This window comes from Chryseobacterium viscerum, assembly GCF_025949665.1.
Lineage (GTDB): Bacteria > Bacteroidota > Bacteroidia > Flavobacteriales > Weeksellaceae > Chryseobacterium > Chryseobacterium viscerum_A.
This window is the reverse complement of sequence record NZ_JAPDFT010000001.1, coordinates 1,620,064-1,641,988: the sequence shown is the minus strand read 5'-3', so window position 1 is coordinate 1,641,988 and position 21,925 is coordinate 1,620,064. Positions and strand designations below refer to the sequence as shown.

The following is a 21,925-nucleotide window of genomic DNA, read 5'->3' as shown; positions in this document are numbered from 1 at the left end:
GTTCTGGATATTATGTTTCGGCTAAAGCCAATCGAAAACCTCATTTAATAAAAAAACGGGCTAAAGCCCGTGCCTATTGAATGCTTTGGTTCACGCAGATTTTTCAATGCAACAAATAAAAAATGCCGTAATAACAACGGCATTTATATTTTAAACTGATTTTAATTTTCTTTAAAGATTTACATGTCCTGGAAATCGACATCTTCATTGTTTATCCTTACTACATATTCAATCCCGTCAATGGCTTTGGCAATAATCTGGTTTCTGATGATATTGGCCATATTTTCCCAATAGGCTCTTCCGTAGAAAGAATAGTTCTGCGGAATAATTTCTACCTCAACAGTTCTTACAAAACCTTCTTTGGGTTTGTTGCTGATCATGGTTCCTCTTCTTACTCTCACTTCTCTTAGCTCATCTTTCAGAATCATACGGCAGTAGTTTTTGACGTCTTCCAAAGAAATGATTTTATCTCTTGTTGTGAGAGCATATTTATAAGCCTGAATGCTATCTGTCCCTTTCTGTTCTTCGGCTCCGCCCAATGTTTCGGTAAGCAATACAACTGTTTGTGATTTCAACTGATTGGAAAGTTCAGTTCCCGGACGCATATGATTGGCCAAAGTACAATGTGTAACCCAGAAAGAAGCGTAAGTATGATCGGTTTTTTCTACAGGTTCCATAATGACATAATTCAGTTCCTGTCTGATATTCCTTTTGGCATTGTTTACTTTCTGTACCATGGTTTTCATTTTATCAGACATTTCGCTGAGAACGCCTTTTACGTTGTCTCTATTTAAAAGGGAAAATGCTGCAATTTCGTCTCTTGTCAATTCAAGAACATTGGCAATCATATCAACTGCATTTCGGCTTGTGAAACGTTCCATTCCTCCTTTTCTTACAGTGTATAAACCTTTTTTAAGGTCATCTGCAGGTGTAAAAGGGATTTCGGTGTACTTTCTTCCGTCACCGTCCTGTACCTCATCTACATAAAGGAAATGTTCGCCTTCATCTGTTACCAAAGGAATATTATTTCCCATGATATCAAGACTGTATTCTGTTTTTTTCCAGCCTCTGTTATAGATTGGGAAAGCATTCAGCACAAATGAGAAGTTGTCCAGGATTTCTGCTGAAAACTGCGGCGGGAATTCAAAAGTAAGCCACAGGAAACTTTTATTATCCAGGAATTTTGTAATTTCTTCTTTTCCTGTTAAGAAATCAAGATTCTGAGGAAGTTGTCCGGGTTCTGAGAACAGGCTTCGGGAAATTCCTGTTACTTCAATAAATTTATGGCGGTAAATGCTTTTAATATCGTTAATTACTTTATTTCTGATAGACTGTTCTTTGAACATCTGTTCGTAACCGTCCGTATGATTTTCTGTAAGATAACTTAATCCTTCTCTTACGAATAAAGGGTTTCCATTGCTGGATACTGAAATGTACGGCAATAATTTATATACAAAATCAAGGTGTTCAAAAGCCGGATTGGAGCAGAATATACTAAGATATTTAGGAAAATTTTCACTGATATATTTGCTTACATCTACTCCTATTGTGATTTTTCTGTAATCTTCAGGTCTTCCCTGGAATCTTGCAATGGGAATTTTATTAAATCTGTCATCAATACTGTAGCAGGTATTTCCTACAAACATAACAGAGGTATGAACTTTATTGATTCTTACATTTCCTACCGGTGTAAAAGGGATATTCAACTGCTTATCGGATTCTGACTTTACTGTGGAAGTCATCTGCTTACGGAAGAAAAACTCTGTGTGTTCCAATAAAACTTCCGACGAATCATAAGGCTGCGTAAAAGCCACGGAATGAGCAGGAATAGGATGTGTATAAATGGACGGTGTAAGAAGCTTTGCCAGTTTCTCCAATATACGGGCATTCACCGTCTGTATTTCATTATTCGCTTTAAAAACTTCTGTACTGAACGCATCTATCAACAGTTTTACAAAAGGATCTAAAGACTGCGGGCTTCTCAGTCCCCATACTTTAGTTGCATTCTGAAGCATTCTTGCTTTTACAGACTCTTTGGAATAAATATTCTGATCTAAATTCATAATTTTCTTTCGCTGTTAAAAATATTAATCAATAGACATCGGGCTTAGAAACAATTCGGTTGAAAAACTGAAGCGTTCTCCTGTTTCTTCCATTTTTGCATTGATGGCAATTCTTACTTTCTTTTTAATTTCGGTGTGTTCTTTAGTATCGTAGCTGTGCTCTACAAACTGTATATGGGCATCGATCTGCGGACTTACAATTCTTGGTTCATATTCCTGGATCTGTCTTCTTAAGCTTTTGACAAAAACGTTTTCCCAGATGGCACTTGTTACTCCGTTATCGAATTCAAGGTTCCAAACATCGTTTCCATAGTTTTCATCATATCTGTTCTCCCCTTTTTTGGTGGTGATCAGCAGCATAATATTGTGAGCAATACTTTCTCCCATATCGCAGGTATCGATACTTCCGCCTTCGGTCATTAAAGTAGACGGTACGAAAGGCATTCTGTAATTTGGTGTATCCATAACTTATAGTTTTTACTTCATGGTTCCGCTTATTTAAAAACGGAATACCAAAGTACGCATTTTCACCAAATAATTGTTACAATACATCAAAATATTATTCAAAAAGAAGGGCCTTCAACCTGAATTGAAAGCCCCGAATCTGTTATATCTTTTATTTTATTTAAGCATCTGCCTTTTTTCGGTTGATAAAATAATATACCGGAAGTCCCAGCAGTACCAATACAAAACCCGGCCACGTATATTGCTGTTTGTAAATTAACAGTAAAATACAGAAACATGTTCCTATGATAAGGTAAATAGCAGGTGTCACCGGATAAAGCCATGTTTTATAAGGTCTTTCTAGTTCCGGTTGTTTCATCCTTAAGTAAATCACTCCAAAAACCGTAATCATATAGAACAGAACGATCACGAAAGAGATCATATCCAGTAAATTCCCGTACTGCCCGCTCAGACACAGAATGGAAGCCCAGACTCCCTGCATCCATAAAGCATTTTCCGGAACTTCATTTTTATTGTTTTTTACCGCTGATTTAAAGAACATTCCGTCTTTTGCCATCGTCTGAAAAACTCTCGCTCCCGCCAGAATCAATCCGTTATTACATCCAAATGTAGAAATCATTACCAATAAAGCAATGATGATAGTTCCTGCACTTCCAAAAATATTCTGAGATGCTGCTACCGCTACTCTGTCATTGGCAGCAAATGCAATTCCATCTCTGTCTAATGCATTTAAGTAGACATAATTTACAGCGATATAAAGAATCATCACAGCAGAAGTTCCGTAAATCATTGACTTTACAACATTTTTTTTAGGGTTTTCAATCTCCCCGGAAACAAATGTTACACTTTCCCAGGCAACAGAACTGAAAACTGAACCTACCATTGCGGCAGCAATTCCTCCCAGCAAAGTCATTCCACCAATCGGTTCCCAGCCTTCTTTAAGGAAATTACCGCTCAAATCTTTTTTAAGGTTATTAAAAGAATCTGTTCCCCAGCTGAAGTTTTCTGACAAATGAGAAATATCTACCAATATAAAACCGGCAGCAATTAAGCCTAATAATGCAATGATTTTGGAACCTGTAAAGATGTTCTGAAGGATTTTACCGCTTTCCACTCCTCTGGTGTTGATATAGGTAAGCAAAATAATGACGGCGATCGCCAGAATCTGTATCCATGTAATTTTAAATTCCCCACTTTGAAAAATTGGGGCTGCATCGTTAAGAGAAGGAATAAGGTAAGCTGTAAATTTACCAAAAGCCATTGCTACGGCAGCAATTGTTCCGGTTTGTATTACTGTAAACAATCCCCATCCGTAAAGGAAACCCATTCTTTTACCAAAAATTTCTTTCAGGTAGGTATATTGTCCGCCAGCTTTCGGAAACAGTGCAGAAAGCTCTCCATAGCTTATAGCTGCTGCTACGGTCATCACTCCTGTGATAACCCATACTACAATCAGCCAAAAACCTGATCCCAGGTTTCGCGTCATATCAGCACTTACAATAAAGATCCCGCTTCCGATCATAGAACCCATCACCAGCATAATGGCGTCCCATAGTTTCAGTTTTTTTTGCATAGTCAAGTATAGGGGTCAAATATAATCAAATCTGTCTTTGATTTTGAATTTTATTGAAAAATCCTTGAAACAGCTGTTTTTTATCATTTTTAAATCAGTTATGATTCAATATTAATTAGTATTTTTGGGAAAAATATTAAAAATGAAATTTAAAGCGATATTATTAGGCGCAGCTTTAATGGCTTCTTCTTTAGCGTTTGCTCAATCCGGTCCACCGGAAGGAAAAGCTTTGGTAGGCGATACTTACGGAGATCAGGTAACTTCCTCCGCTGAATCTAAAGCAATCACAGTAGACAATCTGAATAAACAGCTTAAAAAAGACAACAAAAAAGTTGAAAACGTAGCCATTAAGGGAAAAGTAACTGATGTTTGCGATAAAAAAGGATGCTGGCTTACGATTCAGACGGAGGACAATTCTAAGTTTTTTGTAAAAATGAAAGACTACGCTTTCTTTGTTCCTACAGCTTTAAAAGGTAAAAATGTAGTACTGGAAGGTAATGCAGAAAGAAAAGTAACTTCTGTAAATGAGCAGAAACATTATGCGGAAGATGCCAAGAAGCCACAGGCAGAAATTGATGCAATTACACAGCCTAAAGAAGAAATCAGATTTGTAGCAAACGGAATTAAAGTGGTTAACTAAGCTTTAATTATTGAATAAAATCTAAATTTTATATTTCCAAGATTAAGTTTGGGCTAAAGCCAGATGAGTATTTATTAGAGTGATAATGGGCTAAAGCCCATTCCTATTGAATATGAATTTTAATATCCCAAGTTTGTAAAAATAAAATCTCCGGCAGCCCTGAAGGGCTGCCGGAGATTTTTTATGAGGTTATTTAAAATTCTTTTAGTCTTCAATTTTAAAATCCACTACAGAATCCAGTTTCGGATATTTAGTAGCAGAAATAAATTTCTTTCCGGTACAGTTTATTTCCAGCCAGCCTTTTCTTTTCTTTACGTCTCCGGCTTCCATTACAAAAGGAATAAAAGAGATTTCATCTTTCCCCTCTTCTTTGATTTCTCTGTACTGAACTGCTATATCCAAAATACATTCATGCTCTGTATTCAGTCTTACGTTTCTGTAAATAATATCATAATGCGTTTCTTGATTTTCAGGGATGTCTAAATAAGTTTCCCAGCCTGTGATATCAGAGTTGAGTTCACTGATTGCCTTCAGTGCATAATAAAGAGCAATAGTATAATATTTTCGGGTTCCTTTTCTGGTATAATCGTCCACAAAATGGCCGCCTTCAAATAAGATCGTAGGCATTCCGGCTTTGATAAAATTATCTCCTGTGGAAGTAGGGTAAAATTCATCAGAATATCTTCCGATCTGATTAGGGATCATTTCCTTCAAATGATTGTATACACTTCCGATGACTGCCATACATTTTTTTCTGTTTTCAGTCACGGTACGTTCTACATTTTCGGAAGGAGCCAAAAACGAAAGCGTAGCAGGATGAATACCATCAGTGGTAAAAATGGTTCTCTGCTCATGAAGGTTTAATGCATAATCATATTTTTTTGAAGCTGCTGCATTTTTCAGAAACTTAATCTCTTTACTCGCTTCGTTGTGAAAATCTCTGTTCAGATCAATATCGGAAGCATTCAGCCTCGTCCATCTTTCAGATCCGTCCGGATTCAGCATGAATATAAAGTCAAGCTGTATTTTACTGAACAGATCTTCTTTCATTTCAGGTGCTTTATCAAGACTTACTAAAAGGTCCAACATAGCATGAGTTGCGTTGGATTCATTTCCGTGCATTTGTGACCAGGCCAATACCTGAATCTTTCCTGTTCCTATAGTTAACTGATAAATAGGTTTACCTAAATAGGATGTTCCGATCTCTTGGATATAATCGCTGAGATTGGTCTGTAGGTAAGAAAATAATTTTTCAGGGGAAATATAGCGATTTGAGAAATCGGGTGTCTGAGAATAGATCTGTTCAAAATTCATCTTGAGAAATAATTTACAAGAATCAAATTTAACCATTTTTAGGTAAAAACTTAAATTAACATTTGTGAATATTGTAAAAATACACAGATTTACATTTGTGCCTTAATTTTAAAATCATTTACAAAGTTTAAATCATGGTGGTATTACGACTTAAAAAGAGAGTTAACACTTGTAACATTGTTAAACAGCGCTGAATGACATATTGTCTGTTGGTAAAATTGTGGATTGCGAATAATTTAATCTAATATATTTAAAATGCACAAAATCAGCATATTATGTGCTTTATCTAAATTACATTTATAACACTACTTGAAGTGTAAAAAACGTTGTTTTTACCCATTTGAGGGTTATTTTATTAAACATAAAAATTGTGGAAAACTTTATTGCTCATCTAATTATACAAATGTAAAAAGCTTGAAATATAGAAATCTTCTCTGGAATTTTAGGTAATCTGTGTTTTTGGGGTCAACTTCGCAGGCAAAAAAATATAGCCATTGAGCATGTATATAATTTCCCTTCGATAAAGGAAGTATATCGACTAGAAATAGAGTATTTACATCGGTAATTTACCATTGTAATGCCTTAAAAATACTTATTATAAGCTATTTTTTAGATATTTAGGTATCTTAAAAGAGATTAGGTAGATTAATTATGTAAATAGTAAGTAAGAAGTCATTTAAGAGATAAAATATCCTCTGAAAATACAGTAATTTACATTTATAAACTAATATAAAGGGTAAATAATGGAACAATATTGTTATCTTAATCAATACAGCAAATTCCTGCAGAAGAATAATATCATCAATAAATACAATTGTAATTTAAATATAATACATTGATTTAAAGTAGTTTATTTTCGTGTTACAAATGTATACAGATAATAATTTCAATTATTTACATTTGTGTTTTGCATTTGTAAATTTTATGAGTTACATTTGTAAAATAATTAAAGGCTTATTTTTATGAGTTTAAATGAAAGAATTTCCAAAATTATAGAGTATTCTAATCTTACTCCTTCTGAGTTTGCAGATGAGATTGATGTACAGCGTTCATCCATTTCACATATTACATCAGGAAGAAACAAACCGTCTCTTGAGTTTATCATAAAAATAAAATCCCGTTTCCCGGAACTTCTGTGGGACTGGCTGGTTACAGGTGAAGGTGAAATGCTGAAATCCCAGCTACCCGAATCAGAAATTAACGAAGAACATACCGAAGAGGAGAAAATAAAAACAACTCCTCTCCCCGACTTATTTACGATGATGAATGACGATGATGAGTTCGGGAGTGATGAAACTGAAATGGAAGCTCCAAAATCAAGTGCTGGAGAATCGTTTATACCAGCCCAAGATAAAGTCCCGGAAAAAATATCGGATTCTCAGCGATTAGAAAATTCCGACAATCCTATTTTAGGGCAACTATTTGGAAATCAACAAAATAAAATAAAACGTATTGTTCTGTTCTATGAAAACGGAAAATTTGAAAGTTTTGAACCTTAAAAAATAAAAACCTGATCATTTTTTTGATCAGGTTAAAAAATATTTGAAGAAGAAAACTAAAGCTATTGCTTTATTTTGTTTTTTTGAAATTGAATGGGATACCCAGCTGGTGGAATTATTATTTTATGATAACGATCCATCCCACAATATGTTTCTTTATAATTTCGGCTATTGATAAGAGTGATGCAGTTGCTTATGTATCTGAAGAGATTCTTTTATAGGGCAGTATCCTAAAGGTAAATGAAAACATTTTCATGCATTGGTTTTTTATGGCTCTATCAAATATAAATATTTAAAATCAAATCAACAATAAAAATAACATTATTTTAATATATAATTAATAATAATTACGTTAATTATTATTAATCCTATTTTGTTCTTCAGAAATAATGAAGCTTCTGTACTGATGTTGAAAGCAATAAAAAGGCCCGCAAATCTGCAGGCCTGATAGGTATAGTAAGAACAATATTCTTATTTCCTTCTTCTTTCCAGTTCTTTTTTGATAAGTCCCAGCTCTCTTCCGGTTTGCCCGGCTACCGAGGTGTTTTCTCTGGCTCTTCTTGTCAGGTATGGCACAACATCCTTTACAGGTCCATATGGAAGATATTTAGCCACGTTATAGCCTTTATCAGACAAATAGAAGGTAATATTATCACTCATTCCGTAAAGCTGTCCAAAATAAACGTGTGGATTGTCACTGTCCAAAGATTTTGCTTTCATTTTATCCATAATCAGCTCTGAAGAGATTTCGTTATGGGTTCCAAAGAAGGCAGAAACTTTATCCAGATGATTCATGACAAAGTCAATTCCTGCATTGTAGTTCTTATCCGAAGCATCTTTACTTGGCTGGATAGGATCTGCATATCCTTTCTCTGCTGCTCTGGCTCTTTCTTTTTCCATATAAGCACCACGTACAATTTTGTAACCGATGAAGTAGTTTTTCTCTCTTGCTCTCTGAAGATTAGCTTCCATGTATTCCAGTCTTCCTGTTCTGTACATCTGGATGGTATTCCAAACGATAGGTTTTTGCTGGTTATATTTCTCCATCATCTCTTCGCAAAGGTGGTCTGCTGCATCCTGCATCCAGGTTTCTTCAGCATCTACCATTACTTTTTTATCATTCTCGTGGCAAAGACTGCATACTTCATCAAATCTTTTTACCACTCTTTCCCATTCTTCTTTCTGGCTGGTAGTAAGCTCCACTCCTTTTCCAACTGCTTCATAAAGATCAATTCTTCCGAAAGCGGTAGGCTTGAATACGATAAAAGGAATGGCCGGATTTCCCACTGAGAATCTAACAATATCCTTAATTTCTTTGCAAACCGCATCAAAAGTTTCTTCATCTTCTTTTCCTTCAATAGAGTAATCGAAAATACTTCCAACCCCTCTTTTGAACAGCTGCTTCACAACCTTCATACTTTCTTCACGGGTTTCACCGCCGCAGAACTGCTCAAACAAGGTGTTTTTTACAATTCCGGTAACGAAAGGAAAATTGTTGTGTACTGTAAAATTCAGGACAGATGTTCCAAGGCTTGTAAGAGCGGGCTGTTCAATCATTTTAAACATCCAGTACGCCTTTCTCAATTGTGCATCAGACTTGTCTGCAAATGCAACTTTAGTATCATTAAAAATGGGCATTCCTATTTATTAAATTTAGTTAGGCAAAGGTAATAATAACCTCAGTTTATTTAAAGAATTTTTTTATAATTTATGCTCTATTCCATTTAAAAGCATTGCAATAATTCCTACGAAAACCCAGAATCGTAATATATTTAACGTGAAGAAGTTACTTCTTCGGGAATCATTGATAAGAAGATAAATACATAATATCATGATAAAAAGTCCTCCGGCAAAATAGTAGGCCATGAATCCGGTAACACCGGTTTTGGTAATAAGTTTCATGGAAACTGCCATCGTAACCACGAGTAAAGAAGACAGGATAATTTTTGTATTTCTGCTTTTAAAATAATTAGGAATGGTGGTATACCCAAACGTTTTGTCTACACTTCTGGTAAGGGTATCTTTCACAATATCAATGCACAGCAAAATAAGGAAAAGAAAAACAGCCATAAGGAATACCTTTTTTGAAAAAGTTTCGTAGTACACCATCATTCCAAAGAATGGATACAGGGTAAGGCTGACAAAGGTAAGATTGTTTACAATGAGTATTCGGCTCAGTTTATGGCTGTAAAACCACATAAAAAACTGATAAACTACAAAAAAAACAAATACATTATGGGAAATCATCCAGGCTACTCCCAAAGAAATAGCACTGAGTGCCAGATAAGCGTATAGAAAATATTTCTGCTTGATAAAGCTCTGAACCCTTGTTCTGAAAGGTTTTACGATGTGGTCTTTCTCCAGATCATAGAACTGATTGATGATCCCTCCGGCCAGAATGGTAAGAACCGTACAGAAAATAATGCCGTGTACTTTGAAATCAAAGACGAATTTTCTGAAAGATTCATCCTGATTAAATAAGAAAAAAGTGGAAACATAGAGGGCAAATGTCAGCAGAGCTGCTACAAAAAACCGTGCTCCGAGCAGAAAGCCCACAAATTGGGAAAATCTGTACAGGAAAGATTTTGATATATAATTTTTAGATTGGAAAGTTTCTTTTTCAGAATTCATTCCAATCTTTTTAAAATCTGTAAATCACTTCTTTCTGGAAGCCTTCAAGCATTTTTTCTGCTTTTGCATAGTCTTTGGTAAATCCTAAGATATAACCGCCTCCACCGCTTCCGCAGAGTTTAAGATAATAAGCGTTAGAATCCAGACCTTTTTTCCAGATGTTGAAGATACTTTCAGGAATCATAGGACGGAAATGTTCATAGGCCCAGTGAGAAAGTTTTTTCAGGTTTCTGAAGAAAGGATTCATATCTTTTTTAAGGAAAGATTCAATACATGCGTTGTTGTAACGGATAAATTCTTCTTTCAGAGTCTTGCGGAAACCTTCTGTTTTCATTTTTTCAAAGAAAATCTGAATCATAGGACCTGTTTCCCCTGTTATCCCAGAATCAATAAGGAAAATGGCTCCTTTTCCTTCTTCTCCTTCTGGAATATTTACTCTGTCTAAATTTTCTTTATTTTCGATAAGAATCGGAAGATTCATGTAACAGATCAAAGGATCCATTCCTGAGCTTTTTCCATGAAAATAGCTTTCCATTTCACCGAAAACCGCTTTTAATTTTTTAAGATTATCTTTTGAGATGCTCTCAGGATTCAGTTTGCTGATTGAATATTTTTCAAAAATAGCAGCTACCAAAGCTCCCGAACTTCCCACTCCGTATCCCTGAGGAATATTGGAATCAAAGAAAAGTCCGTTAGAAATATCATTTTTGAAACTCCCAATATCCAATTTAAAATCGTCGGAAAGATCAAGTGCTGTAAGATATTCAGAATATTTCTGCAGATGTCTGTTGGAATTAAGTTCAAATTCAGAACTCAGATCTGAAAATTTCAAAGTTCCTTTATAGAAGCTGTAAGGTACTACAAGCCCCTGGGAATCTTCAATCATTCCATATTCTCCAAACAGGATTATTTTTGCATAAAATAGAGGGTTGGTCATTTTGACAATAAATCTTTTTGCAAAGTTAAAAATTATTTCGCTGAATATAAGCAAAACTCAGGCCGAAATTTCTCTATTAAATATAAGAAAAAAGCCTGAGATTATCAGGCTTTTATAATAAATTATTTAAAAATTACTGTTTGATCAGCTTTTTGTTGATGGTTTGCCTCTCTGTTTCAATGGTAATCACATAGTTTCCAGTCTGAATTGAGGAAAGGTTTATTTCCTGTTTATTTCCTTTTAAAGAAGAATCCGAAACTATCAATCTTCCAGCCTCATCATAGATTTTATACCCTTTTAGTCTTTCTTTTGAAGACAGGGTTATCATATTTTTGGCTGGATTCGGATAAATATTGACTGAATTACTTTTTGTATTGGTATCTTCTACTGCTAAAACACTGCAAGAGAAATTCACATTCCATCCGTTTCCAGTAACGCCTCCATCTGAAACAAATCTTACGGTAATTGCACCTGAAGGATCCGTAGATGTAAACGGTCCAGGTAGTGTACTTCCACTCAGATTATTCCCATTGGCAAATAGTGGTGAAGCCGTAGAAGGGCCGTTATACACATACATAAAATCGTACCCCTGTTCAATATCGAATGCAGTAAATGTCATTGTCATAGATGAACCGGGAGTAGGATAAAATGTTTTTACAAGGTCTTCATTATCTTTATATTGCCCCGTGGGACCTCCCGTATCCAAAAACGGAGTTCCATCACACCATGCTCCGTCAGTCAGGAAAAGCTTTGATAACTGGAATGCATTTGGTCCGCTGCAATCTGTTCCCACACTTAGTCTGTAATAAGATGCCGGTTGCAAATTTGAAAAATTAAAAGACTGTGTATTAGCATTTCCGGAAGATACTGCCGCTCCGTTTGCTGTTGTCAGTTTATATTTCCATGCTGTTGAAAGAGCATCTGTAAAAGTGGCATTTGCAGAAGTCTGTGTGATATTGTTAATGTTAAAATTCGTTATAGATGTAGGGCAAGACGTCGTACAGTTGGTACCAAGACAGCCTTTTGAATCTATTGTATTTTTGATCAATGTTCCTGGCTGTACACCAAAGCCATTCGCAAAATTAATCCCTACACTGCTTACCAAATGGCAGTAGCTCATAATAGTTCCACCGCCTGCAGGAGGAAGAGCAGCAGTACATCCTTCGTTATTTCCTGAAGCAGGTCCACAACCATCAATAGCTGTATTATTTCCGTTCCAGAAGCATGAGTGGGTATGCGGTGATCCTAAATTATGTCCAAGTTCATGTGTCATAGCTTCTATATTCCATGAATAGGTTGGTACATTTTGATAGCTAAAATTCATACCGCAATAAGAATACTTGTAACTGGTACATAATGAATTTACATATGCAATACTGGTTGTAGCCGGATTTCTTAATAACTGAGCCACATCTCCGTTAAAAGTGGTTCTGGTGGTTCTAAACTGGCTCAGAATTGTGCTTGGTGAGCCGGCGTAAGGGTCGGTAGTTGTCCAAACAAAAACTTCGCTTAAAGCCACATTAATATTCTCATTTGCATACAAGGTTGCAACATTATTATGCATAGCAGTAACCCAATTCGTAGTAGTAGTTGTATTGCTTCCATTTTGGGTATATGGACCGAAACCTGCTTCATAATATATTCTTACGCAATTGTCTGTTTTCTTTTTACTGGTATTGTTAGGATTGAAAACTGGTCTCTGAACTTGGTTTTCTTTCAATCCGTCTACATCACAGGCAAATGGATTAGATCCTGTTAATTTAGAATCTGAATAGCTTACAAAATCTTCAGAATTTTTAGCTTTTCCTACCACAACATTTCCTAATTCTAGTGTAGAAGCAACACCTACAATATCATCATTAAAAAAACTAAAGGCAACAATAGAGGTATTATCTCCTTTTACAATTCCCTGATAATAGACCCCCGGGGTATATTCTACTGTTTTACCCTTGTCGGTAACTACTTTAAAATCGTTGGTTAAGATCTGATGTTTGTACATTTCAACAGTGATCTGTCTGCTGCCATCAAAGGGAAAAGAGATTTCAAGAAAATCAGGTTTTTCTTTGATTAATCTTTTCAATTCTGCAGACTTCAAAGACATAACAGTAATATCTGCTGCTGCCCGTTTGTATTCGGCTATTTTATCAGCCGTTTTATTGGTTTCAAATAAATCGTAGGTTTTAAGTTCCGTTTTCCGATTATGAAATTCCAAAACTTTTTGAGCAACAGGTTTTAAATTTTGGGAAAAACAAAGAATAAAATATTGCAGAAAGCAAATTAATAGAAACTTTTTCATGATTTTGGTAATTTTATCTGTTTTTCACAAATAAACAAAAAAAATCAACACATAGTGAAAAACTACTATTATATTCTAGTATTTATAAAAAGTCTACAAATAAATCAAATGACAAAACAAATGTTTTTTATTCGTTAAAATAAAAAAAGACGTTAAAAATAACGTCTTTTCTTTTTTATAATGTTTCTCTGTTGGTTCTCATTTTAACCTTCAGGAATCTGATTAAAACTAATCCTGCTGCAAAGAATATGGTCATGGACAATGCCGCGATACGCATATTATTGAAATGCTCAATTAATGTTGCAAAGATGAATGTCCCGATGATGATCGCAATTTTCTCCAATACATCATAGAAACTGAAGTAGGTTGTGTTTTCCATCGAGTTTTCAGGAAGCAATTTTGAATAGGTAGATCTGGACATCGCCTGAAGACCACCCATTACTAATCCTACCACTGCAGCTACTCCATAGAACTGGTATTCTACCGTTGGATTTTCTTTATTCAGGAAATAAGCCCAGAGGCAAGCAACAATCCATAGGATGATAGCAATTGAAATAACGTTTTTGTTCCCGATTCTCTTAGATAGCCTTGAGAAAATAACAGCTCCGATAATGGCTTCAATCTGAATAACCAAAAGGGTTCCGATCAGTTTATCCTGAGCTAGATTGATCTCACTCTTTCCGAATAAGGTTGCCATAAGGAAAATCGTCTGCATTCCTACACTGTAAAAGAAGAAACTCGACAGGAAGAATTTAAGATTTCTGTCTTTGAAAAGCTCTCCTCCTACTTTAAACAGTTCGTGAAAACTTTCTTTTGCAATATCTTTATAGAAGCTCAGATTATCTTTAAATACTTCAAAGAATCCTCCCTGTTCTTCATGCTTTTTGAAGATGTTCTTATAATTCAGTAATACAAGATCTTTAGGAAGCTTGTCTTTCACATCCCCAAACTGAGGAAGGTGTTTGAATGTATATTGAGAGAATCCAAACCACCATGCTCCCGTTAACAGGAAGCTGATTCTTGTAAATAGTAACTGCTGAGCAGCTCCTTTAGCAAAAACCTGAATCAGAACCAAGCAGATTACTACTAAAACTACAGAACCAATATATCCGTAGACATATCCTCTTGCAGAAAGTGCATCCTGCCTGTCCGGTGTGGCAATATCCGGAAGAAAGGAGTTATAAAACACCAAGCTTCCCCAGAAGCCGACACTGGCCGTAATACTGAAGAGAAGTCCCAGAAATACATTATGCATCCCTGTAAACATGGCTAATCCCATACATGATGTTGCTCCCAGATAGCAGAAAAACTGAAGGAAAGATTTTTTGTTTCCGATAGTATCTGCCAATGAAGATAAAAATGGAGACAACAATACTACAATAAAGAATGATATGGTAAGTGAATATCCATATACAGCATCCGGCTGATATCCTTCTCCAAAAATTTTGATTGTATGTCTTACCGGAACATCAATCCATGTTTTGGTTTCGGCTATGTATTCCTTTTTCTCGTACGCTGTGGTAAGGATAGAGTAATAAATAGGGAAAATAGTAGAGGTAATGACCAGGGAATACACGGAGTTTGCCCAGTCATATACAGCCCAGGCTTTCATAATCTTCGGATTATTCTTTATGTTTTTAGGCTGTCGATTCTCAGTTTCAGACATTTCAAATATATATTAGTAGCACAAAAATAGAAAAACCATTAAGAAATGGATAAGTTTTTAAAAAAATTATCAATTCCTTAATGGTAATATATTCGTAAACAGAATATTAGATATTTTCAATCACGATAGCAGAAGCTCCTCCACCACCATTGCAGATTGCTGCTGCACCGTATTTTGCGTTATTTTGCTTTAAAACGTTGATTAATGTAACAATGATTCTTGATCCAGAACTTCCAAGTGGGTGTCCTAATGCTACAGCTCCTCCGTTTACATTTACTTTAGCAGCATCTAATCCTAAGATTTTGTTGTTGGCTAATCCTACTACTGAGAAAGCTTCGTTGAATTCAAAGAAATCGATATCAGAAACTTCTAATCCCGCTTTTTTAAGAGCGATAGGTAAAGCTTTTGCTGGAGCAGTTGTAAAGTTTTCAGGCTCATGTGCTGCATCAGCGTAAGAAACGATTTTTGCAAGAGGCTTCAAACCAAGTTCTTCCATTTTTTCTTTGGAAACAAGGATCAATGCAGAAGCTCCATCATTCAAGGTAGATGCGTTAGCTGCTGTTACTGTTCCTTCTTCTTTTTTGAATACGGTAGGAAGTGTTGAAATTCTGTCAAAGTTTACTGCTTTGTATTCTTCATCTTCAGCAAAGATTACAGGTTCTCCTTTTCTCTGAGGAATAGAAACCGGAACAATTTCTTCGTTGAATTTACCTTCGCTCCATGCTTTTGCTGATCTTTTGTAAGATTCTACAGCAAAGTTATCCTGATCTTCTCTTGTGATATTATAGTCTACTGCACATTTTTCTGCACATACTCCCATATGTACTTTGTTGTATACGTCTGTAAGACCGTCAAGTACCATCCCATCAAGCATTTTGATATCGCCTAATTTTGTAGCCACTCTTGCATTGTAATAATGAGGAACTAAAGACATATTTTCCATACCTCCTGCAACAATTACTTCTGCATCACCAGCTTTGATCGCCTGAGCAGCCATTGTTACAGCCTTCATTCCTGAAGCACATACTTTATTGACTGTAGTAGAAGGTGTATTGATTGAAAGACCTGCTCCTAAAGCTACCTGACGAGCCGGCGCCTGGCCTTCTCCTGCCTGCAGAACATTCCCCATATAAATTTCCTGAACAGCATTAGGATCTAAACCAATTTTATCCAGTGCTCCTTTTACAGCAGTTGCTCCCAGTTTTGTAGCCGGAACTGTTGACAAGCTTCCCATAAAACTCCCCATAGGTGTTCTTACTGCGGAAACGATGAATACTTCTTTCATGTATATAATTTTTATTTTTAACTAAACGGAACAAAGTTCCATTTTATAGGTTGAATTTATTTTACTTTTACATAGACCACGTCAAACTGAGTTCCTTCAATTTTAGTATTAACTTTCAGAAGGTTATCCTGAGTTGCTAAAATTTTATTATTGAAGACGTCTCCTATCTGTACGGGATTATTTTTATCGGATTTCTCCATAATGATTGCTTTGTAGTTGCAGTCATCCACAAAAACCAATGTTGATTTGATATAGTCTTTCCCATTATTGAAATATTCGGTCTGAACATTATCTTTAATGGTCATATGCCATATTCCTTCCGGGTAATTAGGTCTTACAAATTTCCCTTCTTTGATATTGGCACATTTAGCCGGATTATCCGGTTTTTTCTGATCTGTTATCTGAGCGTTAACCTGTGCGGCTGCCACCAACAAAATTCCTGCGGAAAATATTTTTAAAAGGTTCATTTTTTATAGTTGTGTGCGATTATTTACTTTTTTGCTCCCTCCTGCAAAAACCAAAAGAAAAGCACCTAAAAATTCTACAGCCCAGCCCCATTTCAGTTTAACGATTCCGGCAAAAGTTTCCTGCCAGGATTTGAATGGTAAAAAGCTAAAGTATTGCAAAGACTGCATCTTCACAGCGAATAAGGTAAATGCAAATAAAAGGATAAGCAGAATACCAAAAAACCTTACGATTTTCACACTGTTATTGACAATTCCAAAGACTGCGCATGCAGCAAATAGCCAGCATGCAATAGCCAGATAATGATCAAGTTTCCAATAGTTCCAGTTCCCAATGACAGGCACATGTACCAAGGGTAAAAAACTGCCTACGATTACCAAAAGTAATCCTAATAACTGAATATTTTTCATATTTACTAAAGTGCCAAAATACAAAAAAAAACACACTTTTAAATAGTGTGTTTTAAAAATAGGATTTCTTTACCCGAACACTTGTTAGCTATAAAAAAGATTTAATATTTTTATTTATTATACAAAGAAAATGACTATTTATTGCTAAATTAAAAATTAACATTTGCGATCTCTATCCCAATCTGAAGTCCATATTTTTTCTTTAGCAAAGCATTATTATTAAACGCCGGGGTAAAGTCTTTCTGAATAAACAGGTTGAACCCCGCATAGCTGATTCCTAATTTCCCTCCGAAAACAAGATCGTTCACTCCATGCATCACTTTTTCTCTTTCAACAATTCTATCGGAAAACTCGTTAGAATACTTGGAATAATTCACACTTCCTATTTTCAAACCTCCATAAACACCCAGGATAACAGACAACTGTTTTTGATTGTTATCCAGATATTTCACACCTTCATAATTTTTATATTTTGGGTTTAAAACAAATTTCAGATCGACAGGAACGGTTAAATAAGTATTGTAAAGCATACTCTTTTTAAGGTTTCCGCGGTCAAAATCGCCAACGAATAAGGTATATTTATCTTGTTTGAATGCCTGCCCGTATTTTGGTGTAAACTGGTCTGATCGTACTCCCAATCCGAACCGGTAGAAAAAAGGACTGGTATAGCTTCCGATCTGATTACCGTACCATAATGTCAGCTGCCAGGAATTGATAACACTGTTTTTTATATCAGAATTCTTGCTGTAAAAATCAAAAGGCTTATTTTTTGAAGTTAATCCTGCTCCGCCCATACCCACCGAAAGTTCTAAGGTTTCAAGATAGTTTTTCGGGTTGTTCCTTTTTTTCCTCTCGTTGAGTTTCATATTAAATCCATTTAGTCCAAGCCAAAGCTGATTTCTTCCGGATTTTACGGAATCTTCAGATTTAAAAACAGCATCTTTAACCAGCTCTTTGGTTGCCATTTCAAGATCCTGCTTTTGGGAATCTATTTTTTCATTAATAATCTGCTCATATTTTGAAGCGACTGCTGTACGCTGTTTTTGCTTTTCATCAGGCGTGATTTTCTTTTCTTTAAAGCTCTTATCAATCTCATCCAGCTCTATATTCATTTTGCCTTTTTCAGACATTACTATGCTGTCAATTTTTTTTGAATAGACACTCAGGTTATTATCCTGAGTTTCCTGGCCAAACCCATAACTAAAAGCTATTACAGCAGCCATCAATAGTAATTTTGGTTTCATATTTTTATTAATTTTAAGACAATATTTGATCGCTGTCCTTATTTCGGGACAGTTTTTCTGTGATATAAAGGGTGATTATTTATTTGCTTTCCAGTGAGTCAGTGTAGACTGTTACGCCAAAGATTTTAAAAGAATTGGGGCTTTTAACTTTAATTTTAGTCATATCAAGTGCTCCGAATTTCCTGGTATCTGTTCTGTTCTCTTCCCGTTTTTTTTGAAACTCTCTTCCCTGCAGGAGTTCATCAGCATTAATATATTCCGTCTTTTTAGTTTCTACAGGGGAAGCTTTGTCTGCTATAGATAGTAGCTCTTTTTCCAATATCGGGGCTTTAATCTCATAATCAGCAATTATAATCTGTTCTTCTTTACTTCTGCTTAATCTTTCTTTCTGCAAAATTTCCTTTTGTTGATATACTGTAGGAATGCCTGAAATTTCTTTTATACTCTTTTGATTGGTATTTTTTTCTGTTTTGATGTTCTGAACGACATGTATTTCCTGATTCGTTAAGGGTACTTCTATATGTTCTTTTGGCAGTTTTGTATGAACTATCGGATTATTTGTATTGATAGGAGGATTTCTATTAAAATAAAGCAATACCCCTATCGAAACCAACAGAACTAGTACGACTGCATATCTCCACCATTGAAAAGTCTTTTTAAAGCTTATATCAGCACTTTTTTCTTCTCCCTGGTCTATTTGCTCTATCCTGCCCCAAAGATCTGCGGAAGGCTTTATTTCAAGCTTTTCGTAATCAGATTTTAACTGTTTCAGTATTTCTTTTTTCATTTTCTTTTGCTTTTAAAAATTCAGCAAGCCATTTTTTTGCCTTGCTCAACTGGCTTTTGCTTGTTCCTTCAGAGATATTAAGAATTTCAGCAATTTCATTGTGTTTTTTATCCTCAAAGACATGTAGATTAAAAATCAATCTATATCCTACCGGCATCTGGGAAAATATTTCTTCAATATTGAGTTCTTCAGGATATTCTTCATCAGAGGTTTCATTATAATCATCTGCAATTTCCACATCTGCATAGAGAATATTCTTATTCTTCCGGATGAAGGTGATAGAATCATTAACAATAATTTTTCTAAGCCAAAACGGAAAACTGTTCCAGTCTCTGCATTCATTTATTCTGGTAAAGCATTTCATAAATGCATTCAGGAGGATATCTTCTGCATCATGAAGGTTATTGACGTAAGAATTTGCAATGGCCAGCATTTTGGGAGCAAACATTTCGTAAAGAGCTTTCTGCCCTTTCCGGTCCTGTTTTTTAGCCAATAAAAAATTCTCTTCGATATTCTTCATGTTTCAGTTTCTATCTATAAGACGGTCTATTTTAAAAAAGGTTGTCTGAAAATAAAAAAAATTGCATTTTTTTTCAAAAATGCAATTTAATATCTTAAGAATGTTAGTTTTACTTAATGTTTTACTGATGAAACATCTTCTGGGTTGTGTTTGTGTTTAAACAATACAGCAAAGAATATAGCCAGCACCAACGAATAAATAGCAAATGAAAGCCATATCTGCTGCCAGTCTTTTACCATCACCACAGATGAAAGGGTTCCGTCTGAATTAACCGCTGCATTGAAACTGTTTTTCAGTATTTCCAAGAAAGTAGGGTTATCAGGTGTTGTTTCAAGATAAGTAGATAAGTCCGAAGCGGTGGTAAATTTATGGGTAAAGAATTTATCAATCGCCCAGCCTGCAATATAACTTCCAAAAACAGCTCCAAAACCGTTGGTCATCATCATAAATAACCCCTGAGCTGAAGAACGTATTTTTTTATCGGTAGTTGTTTCTACGAAAAGTGATCCTGAAATATTAAAGAAATCGAATGCCATTCCGTATACAATACATGAAAGGATAATCAGAGAAAGTCCGAATCCGTCCGGAACGCCATATGCAAAGAATCCGAATCTTAACACCCATGCCAGCATAGACATCAGCATTACTTTTTTTATTCCGAATTTCTTCAGGAAAAAAGGAATCGCCAAAATAAACAGGGTTTCTGATACCTGAGAAATTGACATGATGATGGTAGATCTCTGTACTACAAATGAGTCAGCATATTTAGGAAAATGGGCAAATTCACTTAAAAAAACATCTCCATATGCATTGGTAAGCTGAAGTGCTGCTCCCAAAAGCATTGAAAATAAAAAGAACAAAGCCATTTTATAGTTCCCAAAAAGTTTGAACGCATTCAATCCTAATTGTTCAGATAATGGCGAGTTTTTATCAATCAACTTTTGTGGCGGACATTTTGGTAAGGTAAGAGCATAAATTCCTAAAAATATTGCTACAGCCCCTCCAATATAGAACTGTCCTTCCGTAGCTTTGTTTCCACTAAGGTTAGTGATCCACATGGCCACAATAAAACCAATGGTACCCCATACACGAATAGGTGGAAAATCTTTTACTACATCCATATTATTATTTTTCAGGATCGTATAAGAAATGGAGTTCGCAAGTGCAATAGTTGGCATATAAAAGCACATAGCCACAAGCATTACCGAAAAGAAAGAATTCGGGTCTGCAGAATGAGGTAATATAAAAAGGATAATCCCATAAAGGATATGTAATACTGAAAATATTCGTTCCGCATTAATCCAGCGGTCAGCAATAATTCCAGTAATGGTTGGCATAAAGATGGAAGCAATTCCCATTGTTCCGAACACAGCTCCAAACTGAGTTCCTTCCCAATGTTTTGTACCAAACCAGAAGTTTGCCATCGTAATCAGCCATGCTCCCCAAACAAAAAATTGGAGAAAACTGAGGATGGTCAGTCGTAATTTTAAATTCATAGTTTATATAAAAAGTATCTCTTTAGTCAATTGTCTTTTTCCTTCTCTTGATTTCTTCCTGAATTTCAAGAGCAGTATCATAGTCTTCTTCTTTTACGGCATCATCCAGTAATTTCTGAAGTTCTTCCATAGAAAGAGATTTTAAGTTATCTTCTGTTTGTACAGTTTCTGAGAAAGATTGTTCTTCTTTGGAAACATCTTCCAGTTCTAATAAAATCCCGGCTTCATTCAGAACCTGCTGGGTAGTAAATATGGGTGCATCAAATCTTACTGCCATGGCAACAGCATCAGAAGTTCTGGCATCCAGAATCAGTTCTTCTTCGTTCACTTTATTTTTAAAGTTGATATTTGAAAAGAATACTCCGTCTACAATCTGATAGATAATAACAGAAACCAGCTCATAGTTGGCAGAGACTATAAATTTTGTAAATAAATCATGAGTAAGAGGACGCGGTGGATGAATATCTTTTTCCAATCCGAGAGAGATAGACTGGGCTTCGAAATTTCCTATAACAACAGGTAATTTTATATGTGTTTCTTCATGCTCCAATAACAATGCATAAGCCCCCGACTGGGTCTGGCTATACGATATTCCGCGAATAATTAGCTGTTTATAATCCATAGCTACAAATAT

The 21,925-nt window shown here is 35.5% G+C and carries 19 protein-coding genes; 2 read left to right on the top strand and 17 right to left on the bottom strand.

The features are described 5' to 3' along the window. Positions 1-179: 179 nt before the first annotated feature. From OL225_RS07440 to OL225_RS07430, 3 genes are all read right to left on the bottom strand, one after another. The gene (locus OL225_RS07440; RefSeq protein WP_047374477.1) at positions 180-2,063 is read right to left on the bottom strand and encodes a type VI secretion system baseplate subunit TssF; all 1,884 of its coding nucleotides are present in this window, start codon (positions 2,061-2,063) and stop codon (positions 180-182) included. Between the two features lie 24 nt (positions 2,064-2,087). Next, positions 2,088-2,528 carry a GPW/gp25 family protein gene (locus tag OL225_RS07435; RefSeq protein ID WP_047374475.1) on the bottom strand — a complete coding sequence of 147 codons (441 nt, stop codon included), beginning with the start codon at positions 2,526-2,528 and terminating at the stop codon, positions 2,088-2,090. A 160-nt stretch (positions 2,529-2,688) separates the two neighbouring features. Further along, entirely contained in the window at positions 2,689-4,101 is a 1,413-nt protein-coding gene (locus OL225_RS07430) for an APC family permease (protein WP_047374473.1), read from the bottom strand. A gap of 142 nt (positions 4,102-4,243) precedes the next feature. Between OL225_RS07430 and OL225_RS07425 the strand changes: the two genes are divergently transcribed. Beyond that, positions 4,244-4,741: a DUF4920 domain-containing protein gene (locus OL225_RS07425; protein ID WP_264517807.1), complete on the top strand. Its 498-nt coding sequence runs from the start codon at positions 4,244-4,246 to the stop codon at positions 4,739-4,741. Positions 4,742-4,945: 204 nt separating this feature from the next. Here OL225_RS07425 and OL225_RS07420 read toward each other — a convergent pair whose 3' ends face one another. After that, positions 4,946-6,055: a M14 family zinc carboxypeptidase gene (locus OL225_RS07420; RefSeq protein ID WP_264517806.1), complete on the bottom strand. Its 1,110-nt coding sequence runs from the start codon at positions 6,053-6,055 to the stop codon at positions 4,946-4,948. Between the two features lie 962 nt (positions 6,056-7,017). On the opposite strand from OL225_RS07420, the gene OL225_RS07415 reads away from it, so the two are divergent. Then, positions 7,018-7,554, top strand: a complete 537-nt coding sequence (locus OL225_RS07415; RefSeq protein ID WP_047374466.1) for a helix-turn-helix domain-containing protein — start codon at positions 7,018-7,020, stop codon at positions 7,552-7,554. 471 nt (positions 7,555-8,025) lie between these two features. Here OL225_RS07415 and OL225_RS07410 read toward each other — a convergent pair whose 3' ends face one another. The 13 genes from OL225_RS07410 to OL225_RS07350 all read right to left on the bottom strand — a co-directional run bounded on the left by OL225_RS07410 (position 8,026) and on the right by OL225_RS07350 (position 21,913). Next, positions 8,026-9,192 carry a proline dehydrogenase family protein gene (locus OL225_RS07410; RefSeq protein ID WP_047374464.1) on the bottom strand — a complete coding sequence of 389 codons (1,167 nt, stop codon included), beginning with the start codon at positions 9,190-9,192 and terminating at the stop codon, positions 8,026-8,028. 63 nt (positions 9,193-9,255) lie between these two features. Beyond that, positions 9,256-10,185, bottom strand: coding sequence for a UbiA family prenyltransferase (locus tag OL225_RS07405; protein WP_052184563.1), 930 nt, complete (start codon positions 10,183-10,185; stop codon positions 9,256-9,258). Between the two features lie 10 nt (positions 10,186-10,195). Beyond that, the gene (locus OL225_RS07400; protein ID WP_047374462.1) at positions 10,196-11,122 is read right to left on the bottom strand and encodes a mevalonate kinase; all 927 of its coding nucleotides are present in this window, start codon (positions 11,120-11,122) and stop codon (positions 10,196-10,198) included. 133 nt (positions 11,123-11,255) lie between these two features. Next, positions 11,256-13,418, bottom strand: coding sequence for a M12 family metallo-peptidase (locus OL225_RS07395; RefSeq protein WP_264517805.1), 2,163 nt, complete (start codon positions 13,416-13,418; stop codon positions 11,256-11,258). Positions 13,419-13,593: 175 nt separating this feature from the next. Continuing rightward, positions 13,594-15,084, bottom strand: coding sequence for an MFS transporter (locus tag OL225_RS07390; RefSeq protein WP_047374457.1), 1,491 nt, complete (start codon positions 15,082-15,084; stop codon positions 13,594-13,596). A 106-nt stretch (positions 15,085-15,190) separates the two neighbouring features. Then, positions 15,191-16,369, bottom strand: a complete 1,179-nt coding sequence (locus OL225_RS07385; RefSeq protein ID WP_047374454.1) for an acetyl-CoA C-acyltransferase — start codon at positions 16,367-16,369, stop codon at positions 15,191-15,193. A 56-nt stretch (positions 16,370-16,425) separates the two neighbouring features. After that, entirely contained in the window at positions 16,426-16,836 is a 411-nt protein-coding gene (locus tag OL225_RS07380) for a hypothetical protein (RefSeq protein ID WP_264517804.1), read from the bottom strand. Between the two features lie 3 nt (positions 16,837-16,839). Beyond that, complete coding sequence (locus OL225_RS07375; protein WP_264517803.1) at positions 16,840-17,244, bottom strand: hypothetical protein; 405 nt, start codon at positions 17,242-17,244, stop codon at positions 16,840-16,842. Positions 17,245-17,393: 149 nt separating this feature from the next. Then, positions 17,394-18,488: a hypothetical protein gene (locus OL225_RS07370; protein ID WP_264517802.1), complete on the bottom strand. Its 1,095-nt coding sequence runs from the start codon at positions 18,486-18,488 to the stop codon at positions 17,394-17,396. Between the two features lie 79 nt (positions 18,489-18,567). Beyond that, positions 18,568-19,275, bottom strand: coding sequence for a hypothetical protein (locus OL225_RS07365; RefSeq protein WP_264517801.1), 708 nt, complete (start codon positions 19,273-19,275; stop codon positions 18,568-18,570). Then, a complete protein-coding gene (locus tag OL225_RS07360; protein WP_264517800.1) occupies positions 19,241-19,795 on the bottom strand; it encodes an RNA polymerase sigma factor in 555 nt (184 codons plus the stop codon). The genes OL225_RS07365 and OL225_RS07360 overlap by 35 nt, the downstream gene beginning before the upstream one ends. A 113-nt stretch (positions 19,796-19,908) precedes the next feature. Then, positions 19,909-21,291 carry a nucleoside permease gene (locus OL225_RS07355; RefSeq protein ID WP_047374441.1) on the bottom strand — a complete coding sequence of 461 codons (1,383 nt, stop codon included), beginning with the start codon at positions 21,289-21,291 and terminating at the stop codon, positions 19,909-19,911. A gap of 22 nt (positions 21,292-21,313) precedes the next feature. Beyond that, positions 21,314-21,913 carry a bifunctional nuclease family protein gene (locus OL225_RS07350; RefSeq protein WP_047374438.1) on the bottom strand — a complete coding sequence of 200 codons (600 nt, stop codon included), beginning with the start codon at positions 21,911-21,913 and terminating at the stop codon, positions 21,314-21,316. Positions 21,914-21,925 lie beyond the last annotated feature (12 nt).

Bases quoted from the DNA above. Each gene is read 5' to 3' on its own strand.
- OL225_RS07440 (WP_047374477.1), bottom strand. From the start codon at position 2,063: ATGAATTTAGATCAGAATATTTATTCCAAAGAGTCTGTAAAAGCAAGA.
- OL225_RS07435 (WP_047374475.1), bottom strand. From the start codon at position 2,528: ATGGATACACCAAATTACAGAATGCCTTTCGTACCGTCTACTTTAATG.
- OL225_RS07430 (WP_047374473.1), bottom strand. From the start codon at position 4,101: ATGCAAAAAAAACTGAAACTATGGGACGCCATTATGCTGGTGATGGGT.
- OL225_RS07425 (WP_264517807.1), top strand. From the start codon at position 4,244: ATGAAATTTAAAGCGATATTATTAGGCGCAGCTTTAATGGCTTCTTCT.
- OL225_RS07420 (WP_264517806.1), bottom strand. From the start codon at position 6,055: ATGAATTTTGAACAGATCTATTCTCAGACACCCGATTTCTCAAATCGC.
- OL225_RS07415 (WP_047374466.1), top strand. From the start codon at position 7,018: ATGAGTTTAAATGAAAGAATTTCCAAAATTATAGAGTATTCTAATCTT.
- OL225_RS07410 (WP_047374464.1), bottom strand. From the start codon at position 9,192: ATGCCCATTTTTAATGATACTAAAGTTGCATTTGCAGACAAGTCTGAT.
- OL225_RS07405 (WP_052184563.1), bottom strand. From the start codon at position 10,185: ATGAATTCTGAAAAAGAAACTTTCCAATCTAAAAATTATATATCAAAA.
- OL225_RS07400 (WP_047374462.1), bottom strand. From the start codon at position 11,122: ATGACCAACCCTCTATTTTATGCAAAAATAATCCTGTTTGGAGAATAT.
- OL225_RS07395 (WP_264517805.1), bottom strand. From the start codon at position 13,418: ATGAAAAAGTTTCTATTAATTTGCTTTCTGCAATATTTTATTCTTTGT.
- OL225_RS07390 (WP_047374457.1), bottom strand. From the start codon at position 15,084: ATGTCTGAAACTGAGAATCGACAGCCTAAAAACATAAAGAATAATCCG.
- OL225_RS07385 (WP_047374454.1), bottom strand. From the start codon at position 16,369: ATGAAAGAAGTATTCATCGTTTCCGCAGTAAGAACACCTATGGGGAGT.
- OL225_RS07380 (WP_264517804.1), bottom strand. From the start codon at position 16,836: ATGAACCTTTTAAAAATATTTTCCGCAGGAATTTTGTTGGTGGCAGCC.
- OL225_RS07375 (WP_264517803.1), bottom strand. From the start codon at position 17,244: ATGAAAAATATTCAGTTATTAGGATTACTTTTGGTAATCGTAGGCAGT.
- OL225_RS07370 (WP_264517802.1), bottom strand. From the start codon at position 18,488: ATGAAACCAAAATTACTATTGATGGCTGCTGTAATAGCTTTTAGTTAT.
- OL225_RS07365 (WP_264517801.1), bottom strand. From the start codon at position 19,275: ATGAAAAAAGAAATACTGAAACAGTTAAAATCTGATTACGAAAAGCTT.
- OL225_RS07360 (WP_264517800.1), bottom strand. From the start codon at position 19,795: ATGAAGAATATCGAAGAGAATTTTTTATTGGCTAAAAAACAGGACCGG.
- OL225_RS07355 (WP_047374441.1), bottom strand. From the start codon at position 21,291: ATGAATTTAAAATTACGACTGACCATCCTCAGTTTTCTCCAATTTTTT.
- OL225_RS07350 (WP_047374438.1), bottom strand. From the start codon at position 21,913: ATGGATTATAAACAGCTAATTATTCGCGGAATATCGTATAGCCAGACC.